At 58.7% G+C, this 21,249-nt stretch carries 19 protein-coding genes; 2 read left to right on the top strand and 17 right to left on the bottom strand.

The features are described 5' to 3' along the window. Positions 1–9: 9 nt before the first annotated feature. The 10 genes from IEV53_RS05425 to IEV53_RS05380 form a co-directional block, all read right to left on the bottom strand. A complete protein-coding gene (locus IEV53_RS05425; protein WP_229719635.1) occupies positions 10–1,029 on the bottom strand; it encodes an ABC transporter permease in 1,020 nt (339 codons plus the stop codon). After that, positions 1,022–2,026, bottom strand: a complete 1,005-nt coding sequence (locus tag IEV53_RS05420; protein ID WP_188425757.1) for an ABC transporter permease — start codon at positions 2,024–2,026, stop codon at positions 1,022–1,024. The genes IEV53_RS05425 and IEV53_RS05420 overlap by 8 nt, the downstream gene beginning before the upstream one ends. Further along, a complete protein-coding gene (locus IEV53_RS05415; protein WP_188425756.1) occupies positions 2,019–3,506 on the bottom strand; it encodes a sugar ABC transporter ATP-binding protein in 1,488 nt (495 codons plus the stop codon). Before IEV53_RS05415 ends, IEV53_RS05420 begins: the two co-directional genes overlap by 8 nt. Next, positions 3,503–4,519: a substrate-binding domain-containing protein gene (locus tag IEV53_RS05410; protein WP_229719634.1), complete on the bottom strand. Its 1,017-nt coding sequence runs from the start codon at positions 4,517–4,519 to the stop codon at positions 3,503–3,505. The genes IEV53_RS05415 and IEV53_RS05410 overlap by 4 nt, the downstream gene beginning before the upstream one ends. Before the next feature lie 83 nt (positions 4,520–4,602). After that, positions 4,603–5,484 carry a sugar phosphate isomerase/epimerase family protein gene (locus IEV53_RS05405; RefSeq protein ID WP_188425755.1) on the bottom strand — a complete coding sequence of 294 codons (882 nt, stop codon included), beginning with the start codon at positions 5,482–5,484 and terminating at the stop codon, positions 4,603–4,605. After that, positions 5,481–6,509 carry a LacI family DNA-binding transcriptional regulator gene (locus tag IEV53_RS05400; RefSeq protein ID WP_188425754.1) on the bottom strand — a complete coding sequence of 343 codons (1,029 nt, stop codon included), beginning with the start codon at positions 6,507–6,509 and terminating at the stop codon, positions 5,481–5,483. Before IEV53_RS05400 ends, IEV53_RS05405 begins: the two co-directional genes overlap by 4 nt. 238 nt (positions 6,510–6,747) lie before the next feature. Next, positions 6,748–7,728 carry a polysaccharide deacetylase family protein gene (locus IEV53_RS05395; RefSeq protein WP_188425753.1) on the bottom strand — a complete coding sequence of 327 codons (981 nt, stop codon included), beginning with the start codon at positions 7,726–7,728 and terminating at the stop codon, positions 6,748–6,750. A 167-nt stretch (positions 7,729–7,895) separates the two neighbouring features. After that, entirely contained in the window at positions 7,896–8,603 is a 708-nt protein-coding gene (locus IEV53_RS05390) for a histidine phosphatase family protein (protein ID WP_188425752.1), read from the bottom strand. Continuing rightward, positions 8,600–10,696 carry a hypothetical protein gene (locus IEV53_RS05385; protein WP_229719632.1) on the bottom strand — a complete coding sequence of 699 codons (2,097 nt, stop codon included), beginning with the start codon at positions 10,694–10,696 and terminating at the stop codon, positions 8,600–8,602. Before IEV53_RS05385 ends, IEV53_RS05390 begins: the two co-directional genes overlap by 4 nt. A 789-nt stretch (positions 10,697–11,485) precedes the next feature. After that, positions 11,486–11,944, bottom strand: a complete 459-nt coding sequence (locus IEV53_RS05380) for a hypothetical protein (RefSeq protein WP_188425750.1) — start codon at positions 11,942–11,944, stop codon at positions 11,486–11,488. Between the two features lie 232 nt (positions 11,945–12,176). Here IEV53_RS05380 and IEV53_RS05375 point away from each other — a divergent pair, with 232 nt between their 5' ends. Beyond that, the gene (locus tag IEV53_RS05375; RefSeq protein ID WP_188425749.1) at positions 12,177–12,548 is read left to right on the top strand and encodes a hypothetical protein; all 372 of its coding nucleotides are present in this window, start codon (positions 12,177–12,179) and stop codon (positions 12,546–12,548) included. A gap of 276 nt (positions 12,549–12,824) precedes the next feature. On the opposite strand, the gene IEV53_RS05370 is transcribed toward IEV53_RS05375, so the two are convergent. The 5 genes from IEV53_RS05370 to miaA all read right to left on the bottom strand — a co-directional run bounded on the left by IEV53_RS05370 (position 12,825) and on the right by miaA (position 18,537). After that, positions 12,825–14,024 carry a cation:proton antiporter gene (locus tag IEV53_RS05370; protein ID WP_229719630.1) on the bottom strand — a complete coding sequence of 400 codons (1,200 nt, stop codon included), beginning with the start codon at positions 14,022–14,024 and terminating at the stop codon, positions 12,825–12,827. A gap of 136 nt (positions 14,025–14,160) precedes the next feature. Then, complete coding sequence (ilvC, locus tag IEV53_RS05365) at positions 14,161–15,180, bottom strand: ketol-acid reductoisomerase (RefSeq protein WP_188425747.1); 1,020 nt, start codon at positions 15,178–15,180, stop codon at positions 14,161–14,163. After that, entirely contained in the window at positions 15,180–15,707 is a 528-nt protein-coding gene (gene ilvN / locus IEV53_RS05360; RefSeq protein ID WP_127101603.1) for an acetolactate synthase small subunit, read from the bottom strand. Before ilvN ends, ilvC begins: the two co-directional genes overlap by 1 nt. Further along, positions 15,707–17,503 (bottom strand): biosynthetic-type acetolactate synthase large subunit, encoded by a 1,797-nt coding sequence (ilvB, locus tag IEV53_RS05355; RefSeq protein WP_188425746.1) that lies wholly within the window; start codon positions 17,501–17,503, stop codon positions 15,707–15,709. Before ilvB ends, ilvN begins: the two co-directional genes overlap by 1 nt. Positions 17,504–17,535: 32 nt before the next feature. Then, on the bottom strand, positions 17,536–18,537 hold the full coding sequence (gene miaA, locus IEV53_RS05350; protein ID WP_371869836.1) for a tRNA (adenosine(37)-N6)-dimethylallyltransferase MiaA: 1,002 nt from the start codon (positions 18,535–18,537) through the stop codon (positions 17,536–17,538). 23 nt (positions 18,538–18,560) lie between these two features. Here miaA and serB point away from each other — a divergent pair, with 23 nt between their 5' ends. Continuing rightward, the gene (serB, locus tag IEV53_RS05345) at positions 18,561–19,451 is read left to right on the top strand and encodes a phosphoserine phosphatase SerB (protein ID WP_188425744.1); all 891 of its coding nucleotides are present in this window, start codon (positions 18,561–18,563) and stop codon (positions 19,449–19,451) included. Positions 19,452–19,512: 61 nt separating this feature from the next. Here serB and IEV53_RS05340 read toward each other — a convergent pair whose 3' ends face one another. Both IEV53_RS05340 and IEV53_RS05335 read right to left on the bottom strand, forming a co-directional pair. Next, a complete protein-coding gene (locus IEV53_RS05340; RefSeq protein WP_188425743.1) occupies positions 19,513–19,689 on the bottom strand; it encodes a helix-turn-helix transcriptional regulator in 177 nt (58 codons plus the stop codon). A 63-nt stretch (positions 19,690–19,752) separates the two neighbouring features. Next, positions 19,753–20,904: an alpha/beta fold hydrolase gene (locus tag IEV53_RS05335; protein WP_188425742.1), complete on the bottom strand. Its 1,152-nt coding sequence runs from the start codon at positions 20,902–20,904 to the stop codon at positions 19,753–19,755. Positions 20,905–21,249 lie beyond the last annotated feature (345 nt).

Raw genomic sequence — 21,249 nt, 5'->3', positions numbered from 1 at the left:
AAATCTGTGTCAGCGCCTTTTCTTCAGCAATGCCTGCGCACAGGCGACACCGATCAGGACGAGCCCCCAGATGGCGAGCGTCAGGTAGTCACTGAATCCCAGAAGATTGAAGCCTGTTGCGATAAGCTGCAGCATGACCATGGCCAGAACCAGCCCGGTTACACGTCCGAACCCGCCATTGGGATCGACCCCACCCAGCACCGCAGCAAGAACGGTTACCAGCAGATAGGATTTGGCATAGGCCGCACTGGCGGAATTATACCGTGCCAGCATCAGGCAGGCAGCGCAGAAGCAGAGAAAACCCGAGAGCGCGTAGATCCTGATCGTTACCCGGTCGACATTGACCGCCGAATAGCGCGTGGCGAGCGCGTTGGAGCCGATCATACGGATCGAGATGCCGAAAGATGTGTGCTGCAACACGACATGCATGACGCCAGCCACCACCAGAAATACCAGAAAGGCGAGCGGTATCTGAAGCAGAGACGCATTGCCGATCTGACCATAGAGCGATGGCAGACCGGAGATCACCTCGCCTCGCGTCAGCCAGATACTCGTACCTTCAACAATCGACATGACGCCCAGCGTGACCAGAATGGGGTGGACTCTGGTGCGCACGATCAGCCAGCCCGTCAGCCCGCCGAGCGCCGTACCCAGCACCATCCCCGTCATGAGCGCCAGAAGAATACAGAGCGTGACATAACCTGCGCCATGCCCTGCCAGAGGCAGATGCGCCAGTACCGTTACCATGGCGAGACCGCAGGCATTGGCTATGGCGATAATGGCGAGGTTGAGCCCTCCGGACATCATGGGGATGGCCATGGCCAGCGCCAGCAGACCAAGCTGCGGCAGCTGGAACATCATCGACCGCATCGAGCCGAGGCTGAAAAACCCTGGCACGACAAGGCTGAATCCAACCGCCAGGGCAAGTGTGGCAAGAGCCTGACCCGAAACACGCGCTGGAAACACCCGCCGCAATGGCCCCAGAAGATCGTCCATGGAGACGTTCCGTCCCGTCAGATTTTCAGACATTGGGTGCCTCCTCGACAAGGCGGGAACGGGTACGACTGCGCACCGACAGCGCCGTGAGGCTGGTCGAGGCGAGGATGATCGCCCCTGTAATGATCTCGAAGCAATAGGGCGAGATATCGAGCAGATTGAGGCCGTTCTGAATGATGGCCAGCATCAGGATGCCGAGTGTAATGCCGCCAATCGTGCCAACACCGCCCAGGAGCGAGGCACCCCCGAGTACGGCAGCGGAGAGCACGGAAAGCTCGGTGCCATAAAGGGCATTCGGCACCGCCTCACCCACACGATTGGCCTGAACGAGCCCTGCCAGAGCGGCCATGAACCCGGCAAAACCATAGGCGAAAAACTGCAATCGGGAGATATTCAGCCCGATACGGCGCGCGGCTTCGGCATTGCCGCCCATGGCGTAAAGCTGGCGGCCTGTTTTCGATCGGTTGAGCAGCACCCAGCACAGCCCGAGCGAGGCAATCATGACAATAATGGGCAAGGTGATGCGCACCAGATCGCCCCCTGCCGTCTCGAACTGCAGAAAGGTAATCCGATCGCTCCACCACTCGGGCAGATTATAAATGGAATGCCCGCCCGTCGCGTACATCAGCAGGGCGAAATACACATTCATGGTCGCGATGGTGATAATGATCGAATTGACCCGCGCATAATGGACCAGTGTCGCATTGATGAACCCGAGCAGCGTGCCGACAATCAACCCTGCCGGAATGACCAGTACCGGCGACAGCCCGAAACGCGTGGCCAGAAGGGCTGCCACATATTGCGCCACCGATGCCGTCGCTGCGAAAGAGATATCGATCCCGCCCGCGATCAGCACAACAAAGAGCCCGGTGGCCATAATGGCCTGGACGGCATAGCTCTCGGTAAGATCGACAAAATTGGAAATGCTGAGAAAATTAGGCGTCGCCAGAGAAAGTGCGACGATGAAAATAGCGATGACACAGGCCAGCCAGAATTCAGGCCGGTTTCGCAGGGATGAGAGGTCAGGCATAGATCCGCTCCTCAAGGGCCTGTTCGGTTATGAGAGACGGGTTGTAGTCGCCAGCGATACGTCCATTGCGCATATGCAGAATGCGATCGCAGGTCGCGAAAAGCTCGATCATCTCATCGGAAATCACGAGAATACCGACGCCCTGATCGCTCAATTCGCGTATCAGGGCATAAATGCCTTCCTTGTTTTTGATATCGACACCAACAGTCGGACTATCGAGAATCAGGATTTTCGGATGGGACGCCAGCCAGCGCGCCAAAATGACACGCTGCTGATTGCCGCCCGAAAGCGTATTGATGGCATCTTCGACCGAGCTGAGCTTGATATTCAGACGTGCGACCCAGTCACGGGCGAGTTGCGTGCGTGACGCATCCGAAATCAGCCCAAAGCGATTTGCGAGGCCGGGCAGGACAGCAATATCCAGATTATCGACGATGGATTGCTCTGCATTGATGCCCAGATTCAATCGGTCTTCCGAGACATAAGCGAGGCCTGCAGCCAGAGCGTCCTGATTATTACGGAAACGACGCTCCTGCCCATGGACAATCAGCGCCCCGGAATCGGGTTTTGTCATGCCAAAAAGCGAAAGTGCCAATTCGGTGCGCCCCGCGCCGAGCAGACCCGTCAGCCCCAGAACCTCGCCTTCATGCAGGCAAAGCGACACGTCATCATATTCACCACGACGACTCAGATGGCGCGTCTCCAGCACCACATCACGCGACGTGCAATCGCGCGCGACATGATGCGAGGCGATTTCGATGCCGGTCATGAGGTGAATCAATGTCCGCTGGTCAAGCGCATAAGCCGGATAGGTGCCAACCATACGCCCGTCACGCATGACCGTAATCCGCTCGGCTATGGCCGAGACCTCATCCAGTCGGTGCGACACGAAAACGACGGCAATCCCTGCAGCCGAAAGCTTGCGCACCAGATCGAGCAGACGACGCACCTCGGCACGCGTAAGCGAAGCAGTTGGCTCATCCATGAAAATCAGGCGGGCCGATCCGGCGAGGCCGCGGGCAATGGCAACAATCTGGCGTTCAGCGATCGACAATGAGTCGACGGGCAAATCGAGGGGCAGATCATGACCGAGCCGATCGAGAGTCTCGCGCGCCTTGCGCCTTATGGCCGCTTTCGGGCTGAATCCGCGCCCGAGATTGGCATCAAACGCGATATTTTCGGCAACACTCAGATTGGGAAAAAGCGCCAGATCCTGAAATACGACCTGAATGCCCAGCGCCCGCGCCCGCATCGGGTCGAATGACAGGATTTCCTGCCCCGCAATGCGCATCTCGCCGCCTGCGTCAGGCGCATGAACGCCGGAAACTGCCTTGATGAGCGTCGATTTGCCGCATCCATTCTCGCCTACCAGGCAATGAATTTCGCCCTCACGCACATCCCAGTCGATGCCACGCAGGGCCTGAAAATTGCCGAATGTCTTGAAGACATTCCGCAATTCCAGAAAGACAGCCGCTGTCACAGCCCGAGCGCCACCAGCTCGTCGATGGTCGATCTGTCGATAATCTGCATCTTAGGCGCAAGAATGCTGCGCTGTGCCGGATCGACCTGCAGCGCGCCGATATCCTGCATCTCCATGCCATTGGTGATCGGCTTGTCATTGGCCAGCATGACGCCCAGACGCACGAGTGTCTGACCGGCAAGAAGCGGATTCCAGATATAGCCGCAGCGAATGGCCCCGGAGCGCACATATTTTGCCCCCTGACCGGGCGAGAAAGGGCCGACTACAGAAACAGTCCTGATCTTGCCACGCGCATCGACGGCGCGGGCAGCGCCGATCGGCCCCTGCGACCCGAAGGCCACAATCCCGGTGAGGTCAGGATGCGCGCGCAATTGATCCATGACGGTGCGATAGCTGTCATCCACGCTTTCACCGCAGCCAAAGCGATCGCCGATGAGATGCATGTCGGGATATTTTGCCTTTTGCAGCGCAATTGCCGCGTCGGCGCGCATTTTATGCTGCGGCACGGTCAGCGAACCGACGATGATAATGTAACCGCCCTTGCCACCCGTTGCTTTGGCCAGCGCCTCCATATGGCGTTCGCCATCTGCAGCGGGGGTGGTGAACTCGAGGTCCCATTCCGCGCCTTGCTGGCCGGGGCTTTCATGGCTGATGACATGGATGCCTGCAGCACGGGCGCGTTGCAGCACAGGCACCAGTGAGCTGGCATCATTGGGCACCACGCCGATGACATCGACCTTGCGGGCGATCAGATCCTCGATCGCGCTGACCTGCTGGGCGGCATCGGCCTGTGTCGGGCCAATCATCCAGGCATTGCATCCGGCCTCCTTGCCCGCACTCTGTATGCCGCGCTCCATGGCGTTGAACCAGGGAATGCCACCAATCTTGGCGACAACGGCAATCTTCTTCGGGGCATCACCGGCGAAGACCGGCGAAAGCCGGGCTGATGCAAAAGGCGCAAGAGCGGTAAGGCTGGCAGCGGCACCCATGAAGCCGCGACGGGATACGATCATGGTCTCAACCTTTTCAGGTCGTCACGAGGCGCCACACAGACGCGCTCGCGACCGGGGGGAGAGGCAGGAAGAAAAAGAAGACGTCAGCGGCGCTGGCGGCCGAGCGCCTCGCGTGCCGATTTCATCTGCACATCGGTAAAGGCCTTGGCATGGGCTGCCAGATCACGGCTGTCTTCCCAGAGATTGCGCCAGATGCCCAGAATACCTTCCAGCGGCTGCCCGACCACGGCAGAAGAGAAGGATTCGAAGGTGATCGGCCCCTGGTAATTAATGCTTTCCAGCGCACGGAAAATGCTCGGGAAATCGACAGAGCCGGAGCCCAGATAGCCACGATGGGAATCGCCGGTGTGGAAATAACCCAACAGATCGCCAGCTTCGCGAATGGCCTCGGCTGAATCGGCTTCCTCAATATTCATGTGATAGCAGTCGAGATGCAGCTTCACATTCGGCATCTCGACTTTCCTTACATACGCGATCGCCTGACGCGCCGTATTGAGCACATTGGACTCATAGCGATTAACCACTTCCATCCCGAGCGTGATGCCACTCGCCTGCGCCTTTTCGGCGACGCGACGCACTACATCGATGGAACCGAGAATGCCGTCAGCAGTCACGGGTGTCGCGTATTTCTGAAAAGCCGAATAAAGAATACCGCAGACATGGGTAGCCCCGACATCGCGCGCGAGCGAAATGGCATCGAGAAGATGCGCCTCACCACGCTTTGTACGCTCGGCATCGCCAGAAGAAATATCCATCTCTGACGTCAGACCGAACGACATGGTGATGCCGAGCTTGTTGCGCTCGAGTTCGCGCAAGGTGGCCGGCACATCGAACCCCTTGAGGTCCATCGTAGAGGCCTCGATGAGGTCGTAGCCGAGTTCGGCGGTCGAACGTATGGCCATGGCGGCGTCTTCAGGTGTCCAGCCAGCGGTCCAGACAAAAGCATGCAATCCAAGCTTGTTCATGAGAATTCTCCTGTTCTGGGGGGGGCGGTCGAACCGCGCACCACAAGCGTGCAGGACAATCTGACCTGCATGGGGGCGGTGCTTTCGCCCGCAATACGATGCATGAGGCGCGACCAGGCCTGAGCCCCCAGAGCATCAACCGGCTGACTAATGGCCGTGATGGGGGGATGGGTGGCACGCATCCATGCATAATCGTCGTATCCGACAAGCGACACGTCGCCGGGTACGGCACATCCGCTCTGGTGCAGACAACGCAGCGCGCCCAGAGTGATGGAATTTGTAAGAGCGATAATGGCTGTGGGGGCCTCACTGCCTGTCAGCATCTCGGTCAGCACCTCAGGCCCTTCTTCGGCATGGTGCCCCACTTCCAGAACCGTTGGCACCGGCAGACCGGCCTGTACACAAAACGCGGTAATGCCGGCACAGCGTTCGCGGATATTGGCAAGCGACAGCGTGGTGGCGACCACCAGAAGGCGCCTGTGACCTAGCCCGACAAGATATGCCGCAGCCTCAGTAGCGGCCTGCTCGTTATCGACCGCAATCGTATCGGCATTGCAGGAATGCGGCAGCCGGTCGATCACCACATAAGGCACGCCAGCCGCGTCGAGAAATGACGCATCGGCGAAAAGATCGTCATTGGGCAGAACGATCATGCCCGCTGGACGCCATGACAAAAGCGCCTTGAGTCGCGATGACGCGAGCTCGGAGTCCTCGCCCGCACTGGCCACGATAATATCGTAGCCATCCTTGCGGGCGCGGTCTTCCAGACAGGCAATAAGGGCCGTGAAAAACGGATTATCCAGACTTGGTACCAGCACACCGATAATGCGGTTGCGCCCTTCGCGCAGTTGCATGGCGGCCCTGTCGGGCAGGTAATTCAGTCTGTTGATGGCCTCTTCGACACGCGCACGCACAGCGTCAGACACGTTTTTACGGTTGCGCACGACATTGGAGACGGTCGCGACAGAAACCTGCGCCTCTTCTGCGACATCGCGGATCGATACCTTGGCACCTTTGCGTGACATGAGACGCCCCTCAATCGGTTAAACGTTTAACCGCAAAGAGACGTAAGATGAATTTCACATATCAGGGAAATGACGTTTCTGTCATTTACCGTCATTCTCTTCCATGCCCGCGTCTGACGATCCGGCTGCGACGGCCTCTGCCAGGCCAGAATCTCTGCGTTTTTCGTATCAGCGCCGAAGCATGGAAGGAAAAATGCCTCTTTGTCAGATAAGAGGAATCCCTGCTGTCAGTAAGGTCTCATGGCTTGTGACAATAGAGGCGTACCCATTCCGGCGGCTCCTGCTCGAGACGCCCATCGATCGGGATATGCCGCTCCTGCGCCCAGCGATATCCCCACATGGGGCCGAATTTTGTGGCGATCTTGGGCTCCTGCGTGAAAGCGGGGTCTGACTGGGCCTGCGCCAGGGTGACGAAGCGATAATGCTGCTGTCTGAACAGGTCGAGAATCTGTGGGAGGACCGCCGCATTCAGCCGGTTATCGTGAAAAAGCATGACCGCCGGCACATCACGGCCCATGATCTTCTCATCCAGCGCCTGATAATAGGGAATTTCGATACGCGCATAGTCGATATAGGCTTGCCGTATACGCGCCTCATCCGCCGAGTTTTCTGCTGAGTGGGCGCATTCATAGGCATCGTTGAAAAGGTAATCCTCCACGTCGATCGTTGTGGCGGCCTGCCTGTATCCAAGACGCCTGACAATCTCCGACAGGGCAATCCGCTTCGGTTCGGTATCGCCAACGTGATTGAACGGAAAACGGAAAAACTCGAGCTTCCGTCCTGCCTTGTGAGCGAGCGGTCCGATACTGCGCTCGCCCTCTTTTATCTCGTTTTCGAATTGCGCCGGGGTGAGCACATTGCTGTCGACATGATGCGCCGCATGATTGGCCAGTGCCAGAGCGCCCTGATTCCACTGGGCAAGAATTTCGGTGCCAGGCGACCCAAGGGCCTGCACCTTGTCTTCGTTCACGAAGGCGGTGACCGGTACTGCGTCATGACGCAAGGCGGCAAGAATGGCGCGATTGGCAGCCAGTGCGTCTTTCTGATTATCACTGCGGGACGTTTTGCCCGGCATGACATAGGGCAGATCATCGAAGGTTACCGCCACCTGATGTTCAGGCAGCGGCGCTGCCTGGGCGGTTACGGAAAAAAGACCCAATGCCCCTAGTTGCAACAGTGCCTCGGTGTATCGATGCACCGTTGCTGTTTTCTTTTTCATCGCCACGCTTCCCGGGCGCAGGACCATGAATCGCCATGGATTTACTGCCGCCCCCGATCATTACGAAAATGAATTCCGGTATTGTTGCGGCACAAAAAAGAAAAATAGGGCCAGAAGTCATAATCCCGGCAGCATGAGGGCGATCAGAGCGCCCTCCTGTCATGAACTCAGGACTGGCTGACGCTCGCGGGAAGTTCGTTGACTGTCACGACACGCCAGACACCATTGATCCGCTCCAGAATGGAGAGAGACAGGTTCTGAATCGAGAAGCGCAGGGCAGTGTCAGGATGGACACTCAGGGCATGCGAAATCGCCGCACGAATGGCCCCGCCATGGCTTACCACCACACTGTCCTGCCCCTCGCTTCGGTCGGCCAGCTCATCCAGCGCGTGGCCGACGCGGGCACAGACATCAAGCATGCTCTCACCACCGGGAGGCTGCTCGGAGGCTGAAAGCGACCAGAAATTATGAGCCGTCTGACGCAGTTTCAGGGGGAGTTCCTCATGGGGAAGATTATGCCACTCACCCATGGATTGCTCGGTGAAGCGCGGCTCGATCGTCAGGTTGCGCGTGCCATATCCCGCCGCGAAAATGGCCTTGGCCGTGTCCTGGGCACGCTTGAGCGGCGAAACAACCCATTGCGCATCAGCAGGTAATCTCTGACCCAGAGCGGTATAATAGGGCACCTGCAACGCCAGATGCTCGGAGCAGAGATCGACGTCGAGCGCACCATAGACGCGCAGCCGTGCCGTTGCCTCGACAATGGCATGGCGGATCAGCCAGATGCGCGTCACGCCCGAAGGCAACTGCATGGAATCCAGAAAATGACCATGCGCCTTTGGTTCAGAGGAAGAGGCCGTTGGGGACTGGGTCATGATACCAGAGACTTTCGCGAGAAATGGGAATGAGGCGCATAACGTGGCACCGGATCGGCGGCTTCAAGCCGATCCCAATGCGCAAGGATAAGCGATATTTTCGCAAAGGCGCGGCGTATATCTGCAAATTCACGAGCAAGGCGCGACTGGTCTGTCAGACCCGCATGAGAAGGCTCGCCTGAAACCAGACGTGCCCCGGCACACAGACGCAGCGCCCCGGCATTATCGCCGCCCAGTGCGGGGTGCGGCACCGGCACAGGCTGACCCAGATGACAGAGCAGTTCCGCCAGCTTCTCACCAGCAATCCAGGGCGACAGATCGGCATTGAGCCAGCGATGCAGGGCGCGGGCGCGCTCGAGCGACAAAGGCTTTTCCGCATCTTGCGGATCGTTGACGAGAAAGGAGAAGACGGTCGGCACGACATCCCAGACTTCCTGACCGTCGATACGCGCGCGCTCAAGAGAGGGCACAGGCAAAAGGGTCAGAGCCGCATGGCGCGCGATTACATCGCGTGCCGTTAACTCGAAACGTCTCAATGTCTCGATGATGCGTGTTCGTGGCACAGCACCGAATGCCTCACTCTCGGCAAGCGCCGCCTGCCAGCGCAGGGAGAGGCCCAGATTGCCATCACGGGCCAGACGATCGGGCGTGCGCGTTGCCGGCCAGTCGCAACGATTGAAATACGCCGAAAGCCCCTCGGGCAGAGAGAAGCCAGCCAGCGCCTCGACCTGGCTCTGCGGCAGAAGCACGGCACCGCAGAAAGGCGGCCCTGTCAGAAATTTCGACCCGGTCGTCATGACCATCATGCCGCTGCGTACCATCATGCCGACGCGCTCGGGGGCGAGACGCGCCTGACAGGCATCGACAACGAAAGTCAGTTCATCGGGGTAAAGACCGGCCAGCTCCGCCAGCAAATCGTGGCACGGCCCGACCAGCCCGGTCTTGGACATATCGAGCTGATGCAGAATGACATGGCGCCCCTCGGCCACCTCGCGCATGACGCAGGCGCGCACCTCGTCATTGAGCGCCTTCGTCTCTCTTGGCGACCCATCAGGATTGCGTATGGCGATACCAAGCAGACGTGTCTGTTCGGGAAAACCGTCGAGAAGACGGGCCTTGTCAGCGCTGTTACCGAGCGCCGTCTCCGCCGCGAAATGCCGCCCTTGCGCGGCAAGCGGTACGCCACTGCCGGTTTCATCGGGCGCGATCAGCACATTGGTAATCGCCGCCCCCCTGGCCCGCATCAGACCGACAGCCAGAACCGCCAGTTCGCAATCAGTGCCTGAGGCAGCGAGAACGACATTATCCCGTGAGTCGAGACCATAGAGCGCGGCCAGACCGTCTTTCACCGTAAGGCAGGAAACTTCACGCGCGCGCGGTGCCGGGGTACCGTGCAGCGCATCCAGCAGGAAAGCCCGTCGGGCACGCTCGGCCCCCAGATAGCCACGCTCGGAGAGGGATGACGCCGTAGAAGATGAGAACGTAACCGCCCAGGGGCGCGGGCGATGCGAACAGCCATAGCGATTGAGACCGGTCTCCGGGTCGATGCTCAGCCTTTCATCGCCGCCATCTGCCATCAGATATTCCGCCGGCGCCAGACACGACCAAAGCGGCTTGAGCCGCGCCAGAAGCAGGGCGGGCTCGACCACCGACACGGAAGCCTCGGGACAGAACTGCGTCAGCTTGGGCCAGAGCGCCGTCACACGCGACGCCGAAGGCGGCTGATCAGCTGCAAAATCATGCAGCCATTCCAGCCCGGCAGGCAATGTCGGGGTATCGCAATCGAGCTGATGGAAAAGCGCCGCCACGCGCGCCGCGACGATAGCCGCCAGGGGGCGATCATGCGTGGGCAGACCCTGAAGAAGGAAGCCCCATTCAAGCGCGTAACGCAGCAGGGTTGGCGCCATATCAGGGCGCTCGAAAGCAATCGCGCCAAGAACGATGGTGTCGGCAGAGACCGTGAAGGGCAGATGAAGGCGCGGCGAAAGATCGAAGACGATACGGTCTGAAAGACTTTGCAGGTCAGGGCGGTCGAGCGCTGCCAACAAACTATCCGTCACTTTTTCTGCAAGCACGCGGCGCCATCCTGTCATGAAGAGGCCGCTTTATAGCCCAGACCACGATGATTCCCAAATGAGGGGCACGCTATGAACCATGCGTGCGCAACAGCCTGTCATCAGTGAATTGCGAGGATTTCGGGCCTCGAAATCTCCCAAGAGTCACAATTATTAACTTAATTCAGACGCCCATCAGCCATGCGCCTGACTGTCATTGTAGCGCGCGGGGCAACGCTCCACGCTCATCATCGGCACGACCACGCCCCATTCTCCAGGTGATTATGCCACAACTTTGACCTTGAACAGGACGACCCTGCCACGACATCGAGATCAACACGCCGATTGACAAGCCAAGCCAAACCCGAGCGTGAAGAGGCATATTGGCGCGATCATGCATGAGGGTCTCACTCCGATGGGGTTGACGACGTTCCTGCCCCCGACGCGCGTAATCACGGGCGATGCGATGCGACAAGGACGTGTACTCTCGTCTTTTGCATCTTCCCTGATAAAAAGAATGAAGACATGTCCCGCGCTGCCCGGAAGATATCCGCTCTTCGCGTTTTGTCCGCCCTCACCCTTTCGCTAACTTACGCTTCGCAAGCTCTCGCCCAGCGGGTTTCACCCCAGTTCGAAAAAATAATCACCCTCAGGCTAACGGAACAGCTACGCTGTGACTGAACGACGCCAGCATGCCTGAAACGGATTCATCAGATACCGGCGACCATGAGTGTCATCTACGGCTTACTCTTTTACTTACTGATTACCGACGTCCCAGTCACTTTTTATACCGGGTGGAAGTGGCGGACGTGATCCGGGAATCCTTGATCAGGCTTGTCGTGCGAGAAACTGTTCAACAGAGTTTATGCTCGTCGACCAAGTGGATATTCTTTCGCCATCTTCATTCACGAAGTCCATATCATCAAGCACTAGATCGAAATTTATCGCTCGTTTCATGCTATGCTGCCACCTGAATAGAAGTTTCTCCTGTATGAAGACTCTATTTTCCAATATCTGACATGGCCATGAGTTGATAAAATTGGCATTTCTCGGTCGATAAACATTGGTCAGAAAATAAGACTTCCCTGTTTCCAAAAGTCTTTTCGCCGAATTTCTCCACGATTCTTCGTATTTTTCTTTACTGAAAAAGCTCAGATTGGAGAAGAAACCTTCCCTTTTTTCTTCTATGTAGAGGGATCCGAAATAGCCATCTTCGTCATACGAAATCGCCCTTCTTCCAAATCTTATATCGAACATCCGAGTAACTTCCGCAGCACCAAGAACCATGACATATCAGTCGAGTATAATTCATAATTGCCGCACCAAAAGAATAGGATATTAATTTTATAGTAAAATTTTTGTGCTTATTACGGCTTTGAACCATATAGCTTCTTCAGTCACGCCTGTCGCGAAATTAGTCATAATTTCGCCAATTCCAAATAAATATTTCTATGCCTTGAGTGTATTATAAGAAACATGCTCGCTTAATTTTCAATTTCCACGTAAGAAGGGTACCGCCATGAAAACAGAACTCAGTCACGAGGGAAGAGCGCTTCTGAGATTTCTCGTCAAAGAGATCCTCCCAGGTGCTATTGTGGACAGACGTGCAGACATCGTTAAAAACTGCATCGGATACAAGCAAGTTCATGAGCAGCTCAGACTCCCAAGACGGTCAGAAACATGGGGAAGAAGTCTCGAATTGAATGGTCTGGCCAACATGGCCGAATGGGTATTTGAACAACATCTTCCTGCGATCAGCGGCCTGATCGTCACCGAAGAGACCAGAGCACCCGCAGTTGGCGGCTATATTCCGCTTATGGAGCGATATAGATCCGACTGGCTAACCGAGATCGAAAAATCTCAGCAGCAGGACTGGACTCCATTCATCTGACCACTGTCTAGTTGTGCAATGGCTCTGAATTGTACGAGCTGGGTTCTTACCCCTGTCCTGACATGCTTGCCTCAGGCGAACCGACGCGTGAACAGCCCATTTGATGAACGTATATGGGACAATAGTGCATTGACTAACGACAGGATGAAGAGCCAGTCGATTTCGAAGTTTCACGTCGCTATTGCGCACAACCTGCCAGTTCAGGGAGAGATCTTCGAATACCCCACCCGAAGCCGCCCCCTACGCGATTAACTCCCGTATGAAGTACGCACGGACTTACACCCTGTCACCGCGCACATAGGCAGAGAGACGCGAAGAGACCATGGGGATAGTCAGCATTGTGCTGCCGAGCGCCATGAGGAGCAGTGCCGTGAAGGTACTGTTCGTGATGATATGCCGATCGAGAAGCACGTTGGCGAAGATGATCATGATAAGGGCTTTTGTCTGAAGCAGCCAGCCAAGCGTGGCCGCGTCGCCTTTGGGCCAGCCGAGAACTCTGCCCGCAATCTGCACACCTATCAGCTTGCCGCCCACCGAGGCGCATAACAGCAAAGCGGCGGCGGCAAAGACGGCTCCTCCGCCTATGGTCCACTCGGTGCGCAGACCGGTTGACAAGAAGAAAACCGGCATGATTGTCAAAAGTACGAAATGGCGGAAACGGTCCATGTCTTCCTGTCTGAACCAGGCAGCATCGAGCACCGCGCCCGAGAGGAAGGCACCCACCATGAAATGGAGCCCGGCCCAGTCAGCCGCAAAACCGCAGCCTGCAAGCCAGACAAGGCCGAGATACCAGCGATCCTGCTCTGCAACGCGGGCCATGAGCACGCGAAACGCCAGGGTGGCCAGACCGAAAAGGACCAGAAAGCCCAGCTGGCGCCCCATACGCTCCCAGTCGAGCAGAATGACTGCCAGAACGCCCCAGATGGCCACATCGTCCAGAGAGGCATAACGCAGGATACGCTGCCCGAACGGCGTCCGCAGAATGGAGAGTTTCTCAAGAAACAGGACGAGGATCGGCAAAGCCGTCACGGCACAGGCAATACCGATACCAAGAACGACCTGCCAGCTTGCCCCTGCCGCCCCCCTCCACCCCGGATAACGAAGCATCACCAGCGCTGCCAGACTGCCCGTTACAAGAGGGACGGCCAGAGCAAGCCCTGCCGTCAGCCCAGTTTCGCCGCGACGACGCCATGCTTCGCGGATATCCAGTTCGATACCCGCAACCCAGACGAACATCATGACCGCCCACCAGGCAATGCCGTTCAGGGCCGTGATCGTGCCAGGCGTGAAAACGGTCTTGTAGTAATCGGGGCAGAACGCCCCCAGCACGCCGGGGCCGAGCAGAATACCGCCAATAATCTGCACCACCACGAGAGGGGCCCAGAAATCGGTACGCAGCAGGCGCCAGACGAGATAGGGCAAGGCATAGATCACCAGCATCGCAATCAGAAAGATCTCGGTGGGTGTTCTTGGCACTGGTTTATCCTTGCACTCGTATTGGCACTGGCAGCCTGCCGGATCTTCTAGAAGAAACTCCGTCATCGCCAGGCATAAAAAAAGCGGGGACCAAAGCCCCCGCCTTTTCATTTCCGATCCCGAAAGGGACAAAAGATCAGTTCTTGGCCTTGTCGACCAGCTTGCCCTTGGCAATCCAGGGCATCATGCCGCGCAGCTTTTCGCCGGTCTTTTCGATCTGGTGCACGTCGTTGCGCGCGCGGATGGCCTTGAAGCCGACGCCGCCCGACTGGTTTTCCAGAATGAAGTTGCGCACGAAGGTGCCATCCTGAATATCGGTCAGAACGCGCTTCATCTCGGCCTTGGTTTCTGCCGTCACGATGCGCGGGCCTGTAACATATTCACCATATTCGGCCGTGTTCGAGATCGAGTAGTTCATGTTCGCAATGCCGCCTTCGTAGATCAGATCCACGATCAGCTTCATTTCGTGCAGGCACTCGAAATAGGCCATTTCGGGAGCATAGCCACCCTCGACCAGCGTCTCGAAACCGGCGCGGATCAGTTCGACCAGACCGCCGCAAAGCACGGCCTGCTCGCCGAACAGATCGGTTTCGACTTCTTCCTTGAAGCTGGTCTCGATGATGCCAGCGCGGCCGCCACCATTTGCCGAAGCGTAGGACAGGGCGATTTCAAGCGCCTGACCCGTTGCGTTCTGGGCAACCGCCACGAGCGACGGCACGCCACCACCCTTCTGGTATTCAGAACGCACGGTGTGGCCGGGGCCCTTCGGCGCAACAAGGAACACGTCCAGGTCAGGGCGGGCTTCGATGATGCGGAAATGGATCGACAGGCCATGAGCAAAAACGAGCGCTGCACCCTGCTTCAGGTTCTTTTCCAGCGAGTCCTTGTAGAGCGCGCCCTGGCCTTCGTCAGGCGTCAGAACCATCACGACATCGGCCCATGCAGCGGCGTCAGCGGGGTTCATGACCTTGAAGCCAGCGCCTTCTGCCTTGGCAACAGCCGACGACTCAGGACGCAGGCCGATGACCATATCGGTCACGCCGCTGTCCTTCAGGTTGTTGGCATGGGCATGGCCCTGGCTGCCGTAACCGATGATGGCAACCTTCTTGCCCTTGATCAGGCCCAGATCACAGTCACGATCGTAATAGACGCGCATCAGAAAGACTCCTCGATGGATTGAAAGACTTCGGTACCACGGCCTATAGCGGCGATTCCGGTCCGGGACACTTCCGCAAGACCAAGCGGTTGCATCAATTCGACGAAAGCATCGATTTTCTCGGCACTTCCCGTCAGTTCAAAAACGAAAGACCCTGCCGTCGTATCGACAGCGTGGGCACGAAACGCCTGGGCAATACGCATACCCTCGGTACGCATCTCGCCCTTGCTGACCACCTTGATCAGGGCCAGCTCGCGCGCCACATGCGGGCCGCATTCCGTCAGGTCACGCACGCCATGCACAGGAATAAGGCGCGCAAGCTGGGCCTTGATCTGGGCAATGACCATCTCTGTGCCAGACGTCACGATGGTGATCCGCGACAGATTGCGCGAGGCATCGATGGCAGAGACGGTAAGGCTCTCGATGTTATAGCCACGTCCTGAAAACAGACCGACGACGCGGGCCAAGGCACCGCTCTCGTTTTCGATCAGAACCGCAATGACGGCTCTCTGGATATCCTGTGCCATCAGACCAGCATCATGCCTTCTTGTGTAATCCGGGCTGCATTGGACTCCTGATCGGGGCCAAGCAGCATCTCGTTATGCGGGGCGCCCGACGGAATCATCGGGAAGCAGTTCTCGTCCTGCGCCACACAGATATCCGCCACCACCGGGCCGTCATGACGCAGCATTTCATCGATCACGCCATCCAGCTCGCCCACGCAGGTGGCGCGCAGCCCCTTGCCGTGAAACGCTTCTGCCAGACGGATGAAATCAGGCAACGCCTCGCTATAGGATTGTGAGTAGCGCGAGCCATGCAGCAATTCCTGCCACTGACGCACCATGCCCATATAGCGGTTGTTCAGGATGAACAGCTTCACCGGCAGGCGATACTGCGCCATCGTGCCGAGCTCCTGAATATTCATGAGCGTCGACGCCTCGCCGGCAATATCGATCACCAGCGCATCGGGATGCGCCACCTGGGCGCCGACCGCCGCAGGCAGACCGTAGCCCATGGTGCCGAGGCCGCCAGAGGTCAGCCAGCGATTGGGCTTGTCGAACTGGAAGTGCTGCGCCGCCCACATCTGATGCTGGCCGACTTCCGTGCTCACGAATGTATCGCGACCCAGAGCCTGCGTGGCTTCATAAAGACGGCGAATGGCATATTGCGGGCGGATGATGGCGCTCGGAGCCTGATCCTGCACAAAGCCGAAGGAATCCAGTGCGCGCCAGCCCTCGATCTGCGCCCACCAGGGGCTCAGATCCTGACCATCGCCATCCCAGGCAGCAAGAAGCGCCTCGATCGTGCGGCCGACATCACCAACCAGCGGCACATCGACGCGGATGATCTTGTTGATCTGCGAAGGGTCGATATCGGCGTGAACCTTGAACGAGTTGGGCGAGAACGCATCCACACGCCCGGTCACACGATCATCAAAACGCGAGCCGAGCGCGATCAGCAGGTCGCAGCCATGCGTGGCCAGATTGGCCTCGTAGCTGCCATGCATGCCCAGCATGCCCAGAAACTGGCGGTCGGTGGTCGGGAAAGCGCCCAGACCCATCAGGGTGGAAGTCACCGGGAAATTGGTACGGCGTGCCAGCTCGCGCAGGCCTTCCGCAGCCTTGGGCCCGGCATTGATCACGCCGCCACCCGTATAGAAAAGCGGACGCTTGGCGCGCTTCATGGCGGCGATGGTCTGGCGGATCGCCTCGCCATCGGCGTCCAGATTGGGGCGATACGGGCGATGCAGACGCCCTTCGCCCGGCGCGGGCAGAGGCGCGTTGCCGACCGAGATGTCCTTGGGCAGATCGATCAGAACGGGGCCGGGGCGACCACCTGCGGCCACCTCGAAGGCCTCACGAACGATCGGCGCCAGATCCTGACCGCGACGCACCAGATAATTATGCTTGGTGGCAGGACGCGTGATGCCGGTCGTATCGGCTTCCTGAAACGCGTCATTGCCGATCAGCGCCGTTGGCACCTGACCGCACAGGCAGATGAGCGGGATGGAATCCATCAGCGCATCGACCAGACCGGTCACGGCATTGGTGGCACCGGGGCCACTGGTGACCAGCACCACGCCCACCTTGCCGGTCGAGCGCGCATAGGCCTCTGCCGCATGAACGGCGGCCTGCTCATGGCGCACCAGAACATGGCGGATATGATCCTGCTTGAACAGCGCATCATAGATGGGCAGCACCGCGCCGCCGGGATAGCCGAAAATGACCTCGACGCCCTGCTCCACAAGCACGCGCAGGAGCACCTCGGCACCATTGAGCGGCGCTGTCGAAGTTTTTCCGGTCTGCTGTGTTGACGCGTTCATGTGAGCGCACCCCTTTCATTGAGCGGGCGGGTTTATGACGGGTGTGAGGATTCGTCAATGGCCGATTGAATGAAAGTTGCTATTTTTTCGAATTCCCTTTTCGAAAATTGCGTACTCTCGTCATATCTTTGCAACGAAATCATGCAATCCTGCTCTGCGCCCAGCGCATGGTGATTGAACCAGGTTGCCTGACGTCTCGTATATTGCCCCGTCACGATGACAGCGCGGCGGATAGCCTCGTCCAGAGTGAGCGTTCCCGCAAGAGCGGCGCTCAATTCCGGAACGCCATGGGCGCGCATGGCGGGCAAAGCGGGCGAAAGCCCCCGTGCGACAAGGCGTTTGACCTCATCGAGGGCTCCGGAATCGATCATGTGCGAGAACCGCTTGCCAATTGCCTCGCGCAGCATGTCACGCGGTGGATCCAGCCTGACAGAGACAAAGCGGCACGGTGCTGGCGGCAGGCCTGGCTGACTGCGCCAGTACGCAAGCCCCTGCCCTGTGCCACGCAGCACTTCGAGCGCCCTTCCAACACGCTGGCCATCGCTCGGGCGCAGACCCTGCGCCGTTTGCGGATCGTCGCGCATCAGGATTGCGTGTGCCGCCTCGCTCCCCTGTTCGGCCACGAGCGCACGCGCCGCCTCACGCGCCTCGTCGCCCGGTTCGGGAACCTCCACCAGACCGTCGAGCAGTGCGCGCATATACATGCCCGTCCCACCGCACAGGATGGGCATCCGCCCCTGTGCCCATGCCGTCTGCATGTCATTCAGCGCCGTCTCGCGCCACCAGGCAACACTGCCCGGCTGCGCGGCATCGAGGACCCCGTAAAGCCGATGCGGCACGCGCGCTTCGTCAGCCTCATCGGGGCGTGCCGTCAGCACATGCAGATCGGCATAGACCTGCATGGAATCGGCATTGATCACCGTGCCCCCGACACGTTCGGCCAGCGCAAGCGCCAGTGCCGACTTGCCCGAACAGGTCGGTCCCGCCACAATAAGGGCGATCGGGGCGTCAGCCATTTTGTCTAACTGTCCCAAGCGTTCTTCTCTGATGGGCCAAGATGACCTTACCTTACGTTCTCGTTCTCGTTGCCGACCCTGCACAGGGCACCCTGTCCAAAGATGCCATCGACATCGCCCGGAACATGGTCAAGGGCAAGAACCCCGTCGTGCTTTCGGCGGGCGAAGCCGTCGAAATTCCGTGCCCCACGCCAGCTCCCGGCGCGCCAACCATTGCCACCATACGCGCAACGCTTGCGCGGCATAAGGTCGATGCGCTGCTGGTCAAGACACGCGGCCGTCGCAAGGCTGTGCTCGTCGCCGATATGGACAGCACCATTCTCGACGGTGAAAGCCTCGATGAGGTCGCAGCCCTGCTGGGAGTAGGTGATGCTGTCGCCCAGCTCACCCTCGACACCATGAACGGGAAACTGGATTTCGAGGAGTCCCTGCGGACACGTGTCGCACTTCTGGAAGGCAAATCGACCGACTGCCTGGAGGAAGTCTGGCAGAAATCACGACTCAATCCCGGTGCCCGGACCCTGGTGAAGACCATGAGCGCCCATAATGCCCGCACGGCGCTCGTGTCGGGTGGTTTTACCTACTTTACGAGCCGTGTCGCTGAAGCCTGCGGCTTTGACGAGCATTACGGCAACGAATTCGACATTCAGAATGGTGTCTTCACCGGCAAGCTCGCAGCCCCGGTGCTGGGCCCCGACAGCAAGGAAGAGCACCTGCAGCGTCTGCTCGAAGAGCGTGGCGTAAAGGCCTCTGCTGCCCTGACCACCGGAGACGGCACCAATGATCTGCCGATGCTCGCCGTGGCCGGTCTGGGCATCGCCTACAAGGCGAAACCGAAAGTCCGTCAGATGATCGAAATGCAGGTCAATCACTCGACCCTGCGCGCCCATCTGTTCGCACAGGGTTATCCCGCGAGTGTTTTCGTGGAGTGAAGGCTTATGGGGTGCTGCCCCATTCCCCGGAAAGGGGCTCGCCCCTTTCATCCCCTTTGAATCAAGGGGTGAAGATGGCTTCGATACTTAGATCGAAAATCTCTGCTACGGCGAAAGCCAGGGGCAGGCTCGGGTCGTAGCGCTCATTCTCGATCGCATTGATAGTCTGACGCGAGACGCCCAGCACCTTGGCCAGCGCATTCTGACTCATGCCCTGCGCCAGACGCAGATCGCGCATCCTTCTGCCAAAAGGCACGCGATCTCTGACAGGCTCAGGGCAACGCCCTGAACCCGTTTCCCGTCACTGACAATCCGAAGAGATCGCATCCCCCTGCAAGCTGCGATCAGCGAAATTCTGGGCCTCGCTTTCGGCGGCATTCAGAAGCGGAGAATGCTCGACACGGTAATGGTGGATGCTTACGCGCGTTCCGGCAGAGCACAGCGCCTGGCTGAGCTTCTCCTGCTGGGCCGGGGGCACCTGCGTATCGTTGGTGGCGATACCGAGCATGACCGGTGAAGCCAGCTTGAGCGAAGGATAGCGTGCCCACTGCAAGGCAGGGGCGAGGGCATTTTCGGCGTCGGGCTGGAACGTATTGTCAGGCGTTAGACCGGCATGTTCGACCGCACCAAAAAAATCACCACGGCATAGTTCACTCGCCTTGCGATACAGAGGCAGGGCGCGAGGCTTGAAGGCGCTCGACGGATCGAATGAGGTGTCAGCCGCCCCAAGAGACGCCCCCAGCAGAAGACCATAGACAACACCGGGCGCAAAGCGGCGCGCGCCATGCGCCTGGGTCAGGATATGACCGGAATCACCATCGAAATAGGGCGCCCCGAGGGCAATCGTTCCCTTGATCTGCAGGCTCGGCGCGTAGTTTTTCGCCAGAGCCGCAGCCGCCAGCACGGCTTGCGCACCCTGATCATGACCCAGCAGCACGACATGACCGCTCAGGGACGGGAAGCGACGCCGCGCCGCACGCACGGAATCCAGCACAGCCATGCCCCCGGATTTCGCATTCAGATACAGCGCCGCTCCCGGCTCGCCGAGACCGGGATAATCGGTCGCAACCACGGCATAGCCGCGCCGCAGCCAGCTTCCGTAGAAACTTGCCTGCGGGCCGCCGATCCCCATGATCGACGGGGCGCAGGTCAGACCGATACCGCTCGTGCCATGAGCCCAGGCCATGACGGGCCACCCTCCGGCAGGCGGCGTACCGCGTGGCACCATGACTTCGGCAGAAACGGCAACAAGATGGGTCGGGTTATGCGCATCGGTGCTGCGATAGGCCATGCGATAGGCCGTGCCAGGGATAGGCGCGTTTTTCTGCTCCATCTTGATGGCCTGACCGGCAGCCACAGGAGCGTAGCGCGATTCGGCGTCTTCATCGGCATCCATGGCGCAGGCGGTCAGGGTCAGGGCGGAAACAGCCATCATGGCAAAGACAGAACGCATCGGACCTCTTCGATCTCAGGGGCGGAAACCAGGCGACAGGAAAACGGCAAACGCCGCGTGACACGCGAGGTTCGGGAGAAGCGACCGGCAGGGTGACCTGACGGTCTGGCAAAATCATGACGGGTATTGCCTCGTTCGCCCCGGCTCAGCCAGACGTTTTCTGTAACACGGCCCCTTAGCCGGACGGAGCATGACGCCCTGTGGCAATGGGCTGGTCAGGCCATACGCTCCGTGACCGGAGGCCGGTTGCAATGCAGAAAGACCCGGAGCGATTCACAGGAACGTGAATGCACCCTGCCAAAAATAGAATTATTTTTCTTTTATGTATTGAGAAAGAGAATATTA

The sequence above is a fragment of the Asaia siamensis genome, from assembly GCF_014635085.1.
GTDB lineage: Bacteria > Pseudomonadota > Alphaproteobacteria > Acetobacterales > Acetobacteraceae > Asaia > Asaia siamensis.
The sequence above is the reverse complement of the archived record's forward strand: the minus strand, read 5'-3'. Positions and strand labels throughout refer to the sequence as shown.

What these genes read in the sequence shown, in the direction of transcription:
- IEV53_RS05425 (WP_229719635.1), bottom strand. Translation starts at nt 1,029, where the DNA reads ATGTCTGAAAATCTGACGGGACGGAACGTCTCCATGGACGATCTTCTG.
- IEV53_RS05420 (WP_188425757.1), bottom strand. Translation starts at nt 2,026, where the DNA reads ATGCCTGACCTCTCATCCCTGCGAAACCGGCCTGAATTCTGGCTGGCC.
- IEV53_RS05410 (WP_229719634.1), bottom strand. Translation starts at nt 4,519, where the DNA reads ATGATCGTATCCCGTCGCGGCTTCATGGGTGCCGCTGCCAGCCTTACC.
- IEV53_RS05405 (WP_188425755.1), bottom strand. Translation starts at nt 5,484, where the DNA reads ATGAACAAGCTTGGATTGCATGCTTTTGTCTGGACCGCTGGCTGGACA.
- IEV53_RS05400 (WP_188425754.1), bottom strand. Translation starts at nt 6,509, where the DNA reads ATGTCACGCAAAGGTGCCAAGGTATCGATCCGCGATGTCGCAGAAGAG.
- IEV53_RS05395 (WP_188425753.1), bottom strand. Translation starts at nt 7,728, where the DNA reads ATGAAAAAGAAAACAGCAACGGTGCATCGATACACCGAGGCACTGTTG.
- IEV53_RS05390 (WP_188425752.1), bottom strand. Translation starts at nt 8,603, where the DNA reads ATGACCCAGTCCCCAACGGCCTCTTCCTCTGAACCAAAGGCGCATGGT.
- IEV53_RS05385 (WP_229719632.1), bottom strand. Translation starts at nt 10,696, where the DNA reads ATGACAGGATGGCGCCGCGTGCTTGCAGAAAAAGTGACGGATAGTTTG.
- IEV53_RS05380 (WP_188425750.1), bottom strand. Translation starts at nt 11,944, where the DNA reads ATGGTTCTTGGTGCTGCGGAAGTTACTCGGATGTTCGATATAAGATTT.
- IEV53_RS05375 (WP_188425749.1), top strand. Translation starts at nt 12,177, where the DNA reads ATGAAAACAGAACTCAGTCACGAGGGAAGAGCGCTTCTGAGATTTCTC.
- ilvC (WP_188425747.1), bottom strand. Translation starts at nt 15,180, where the DNA reads ATGCGCGTCTATTACGATCGTGACTGTGATCTGGGCCTGATCAAGGGC.
- ilvN (WP_127101603.1), bottom strand. Translation starts at nt 15,707, where the DNA reads ATGGCACAGGATATCCAGAGAGCCGTCATTGCGGTTCTGATCGAAAAC.
- ilvB (WP_188425746.1), bottom strand. Translation starts at nt 17,503, where the DNA reads ATGAACGCGTCAACACAGCAGACCGGAAAAACTTCGACAGCGCCGCTC.
- serB (WP_188425744.1), top strand. Translation starts at nt 18,561, where the DNA reads ATGACCTTACCTTACGTTCTCGTTCTCGTTGCCGACCCTGCACAGGGC.
- IEV53_RS05340 (WP_188425743.1), bottom strand. Translation starts at nt 19,689, where the DNA reads ATGCGCGATCTGCGTCTGGCGCAGGGCATGAGTCAGAATGCGCTGGCC.
- IEV53_RS05335 (WP_188425742.1), bottom strand. Translation starts at nt 20,904, where the DNA reads ATGCGTTCTGTCTTTGCCATGATGGCTGTTTCCGCCCTGACCCTGACC.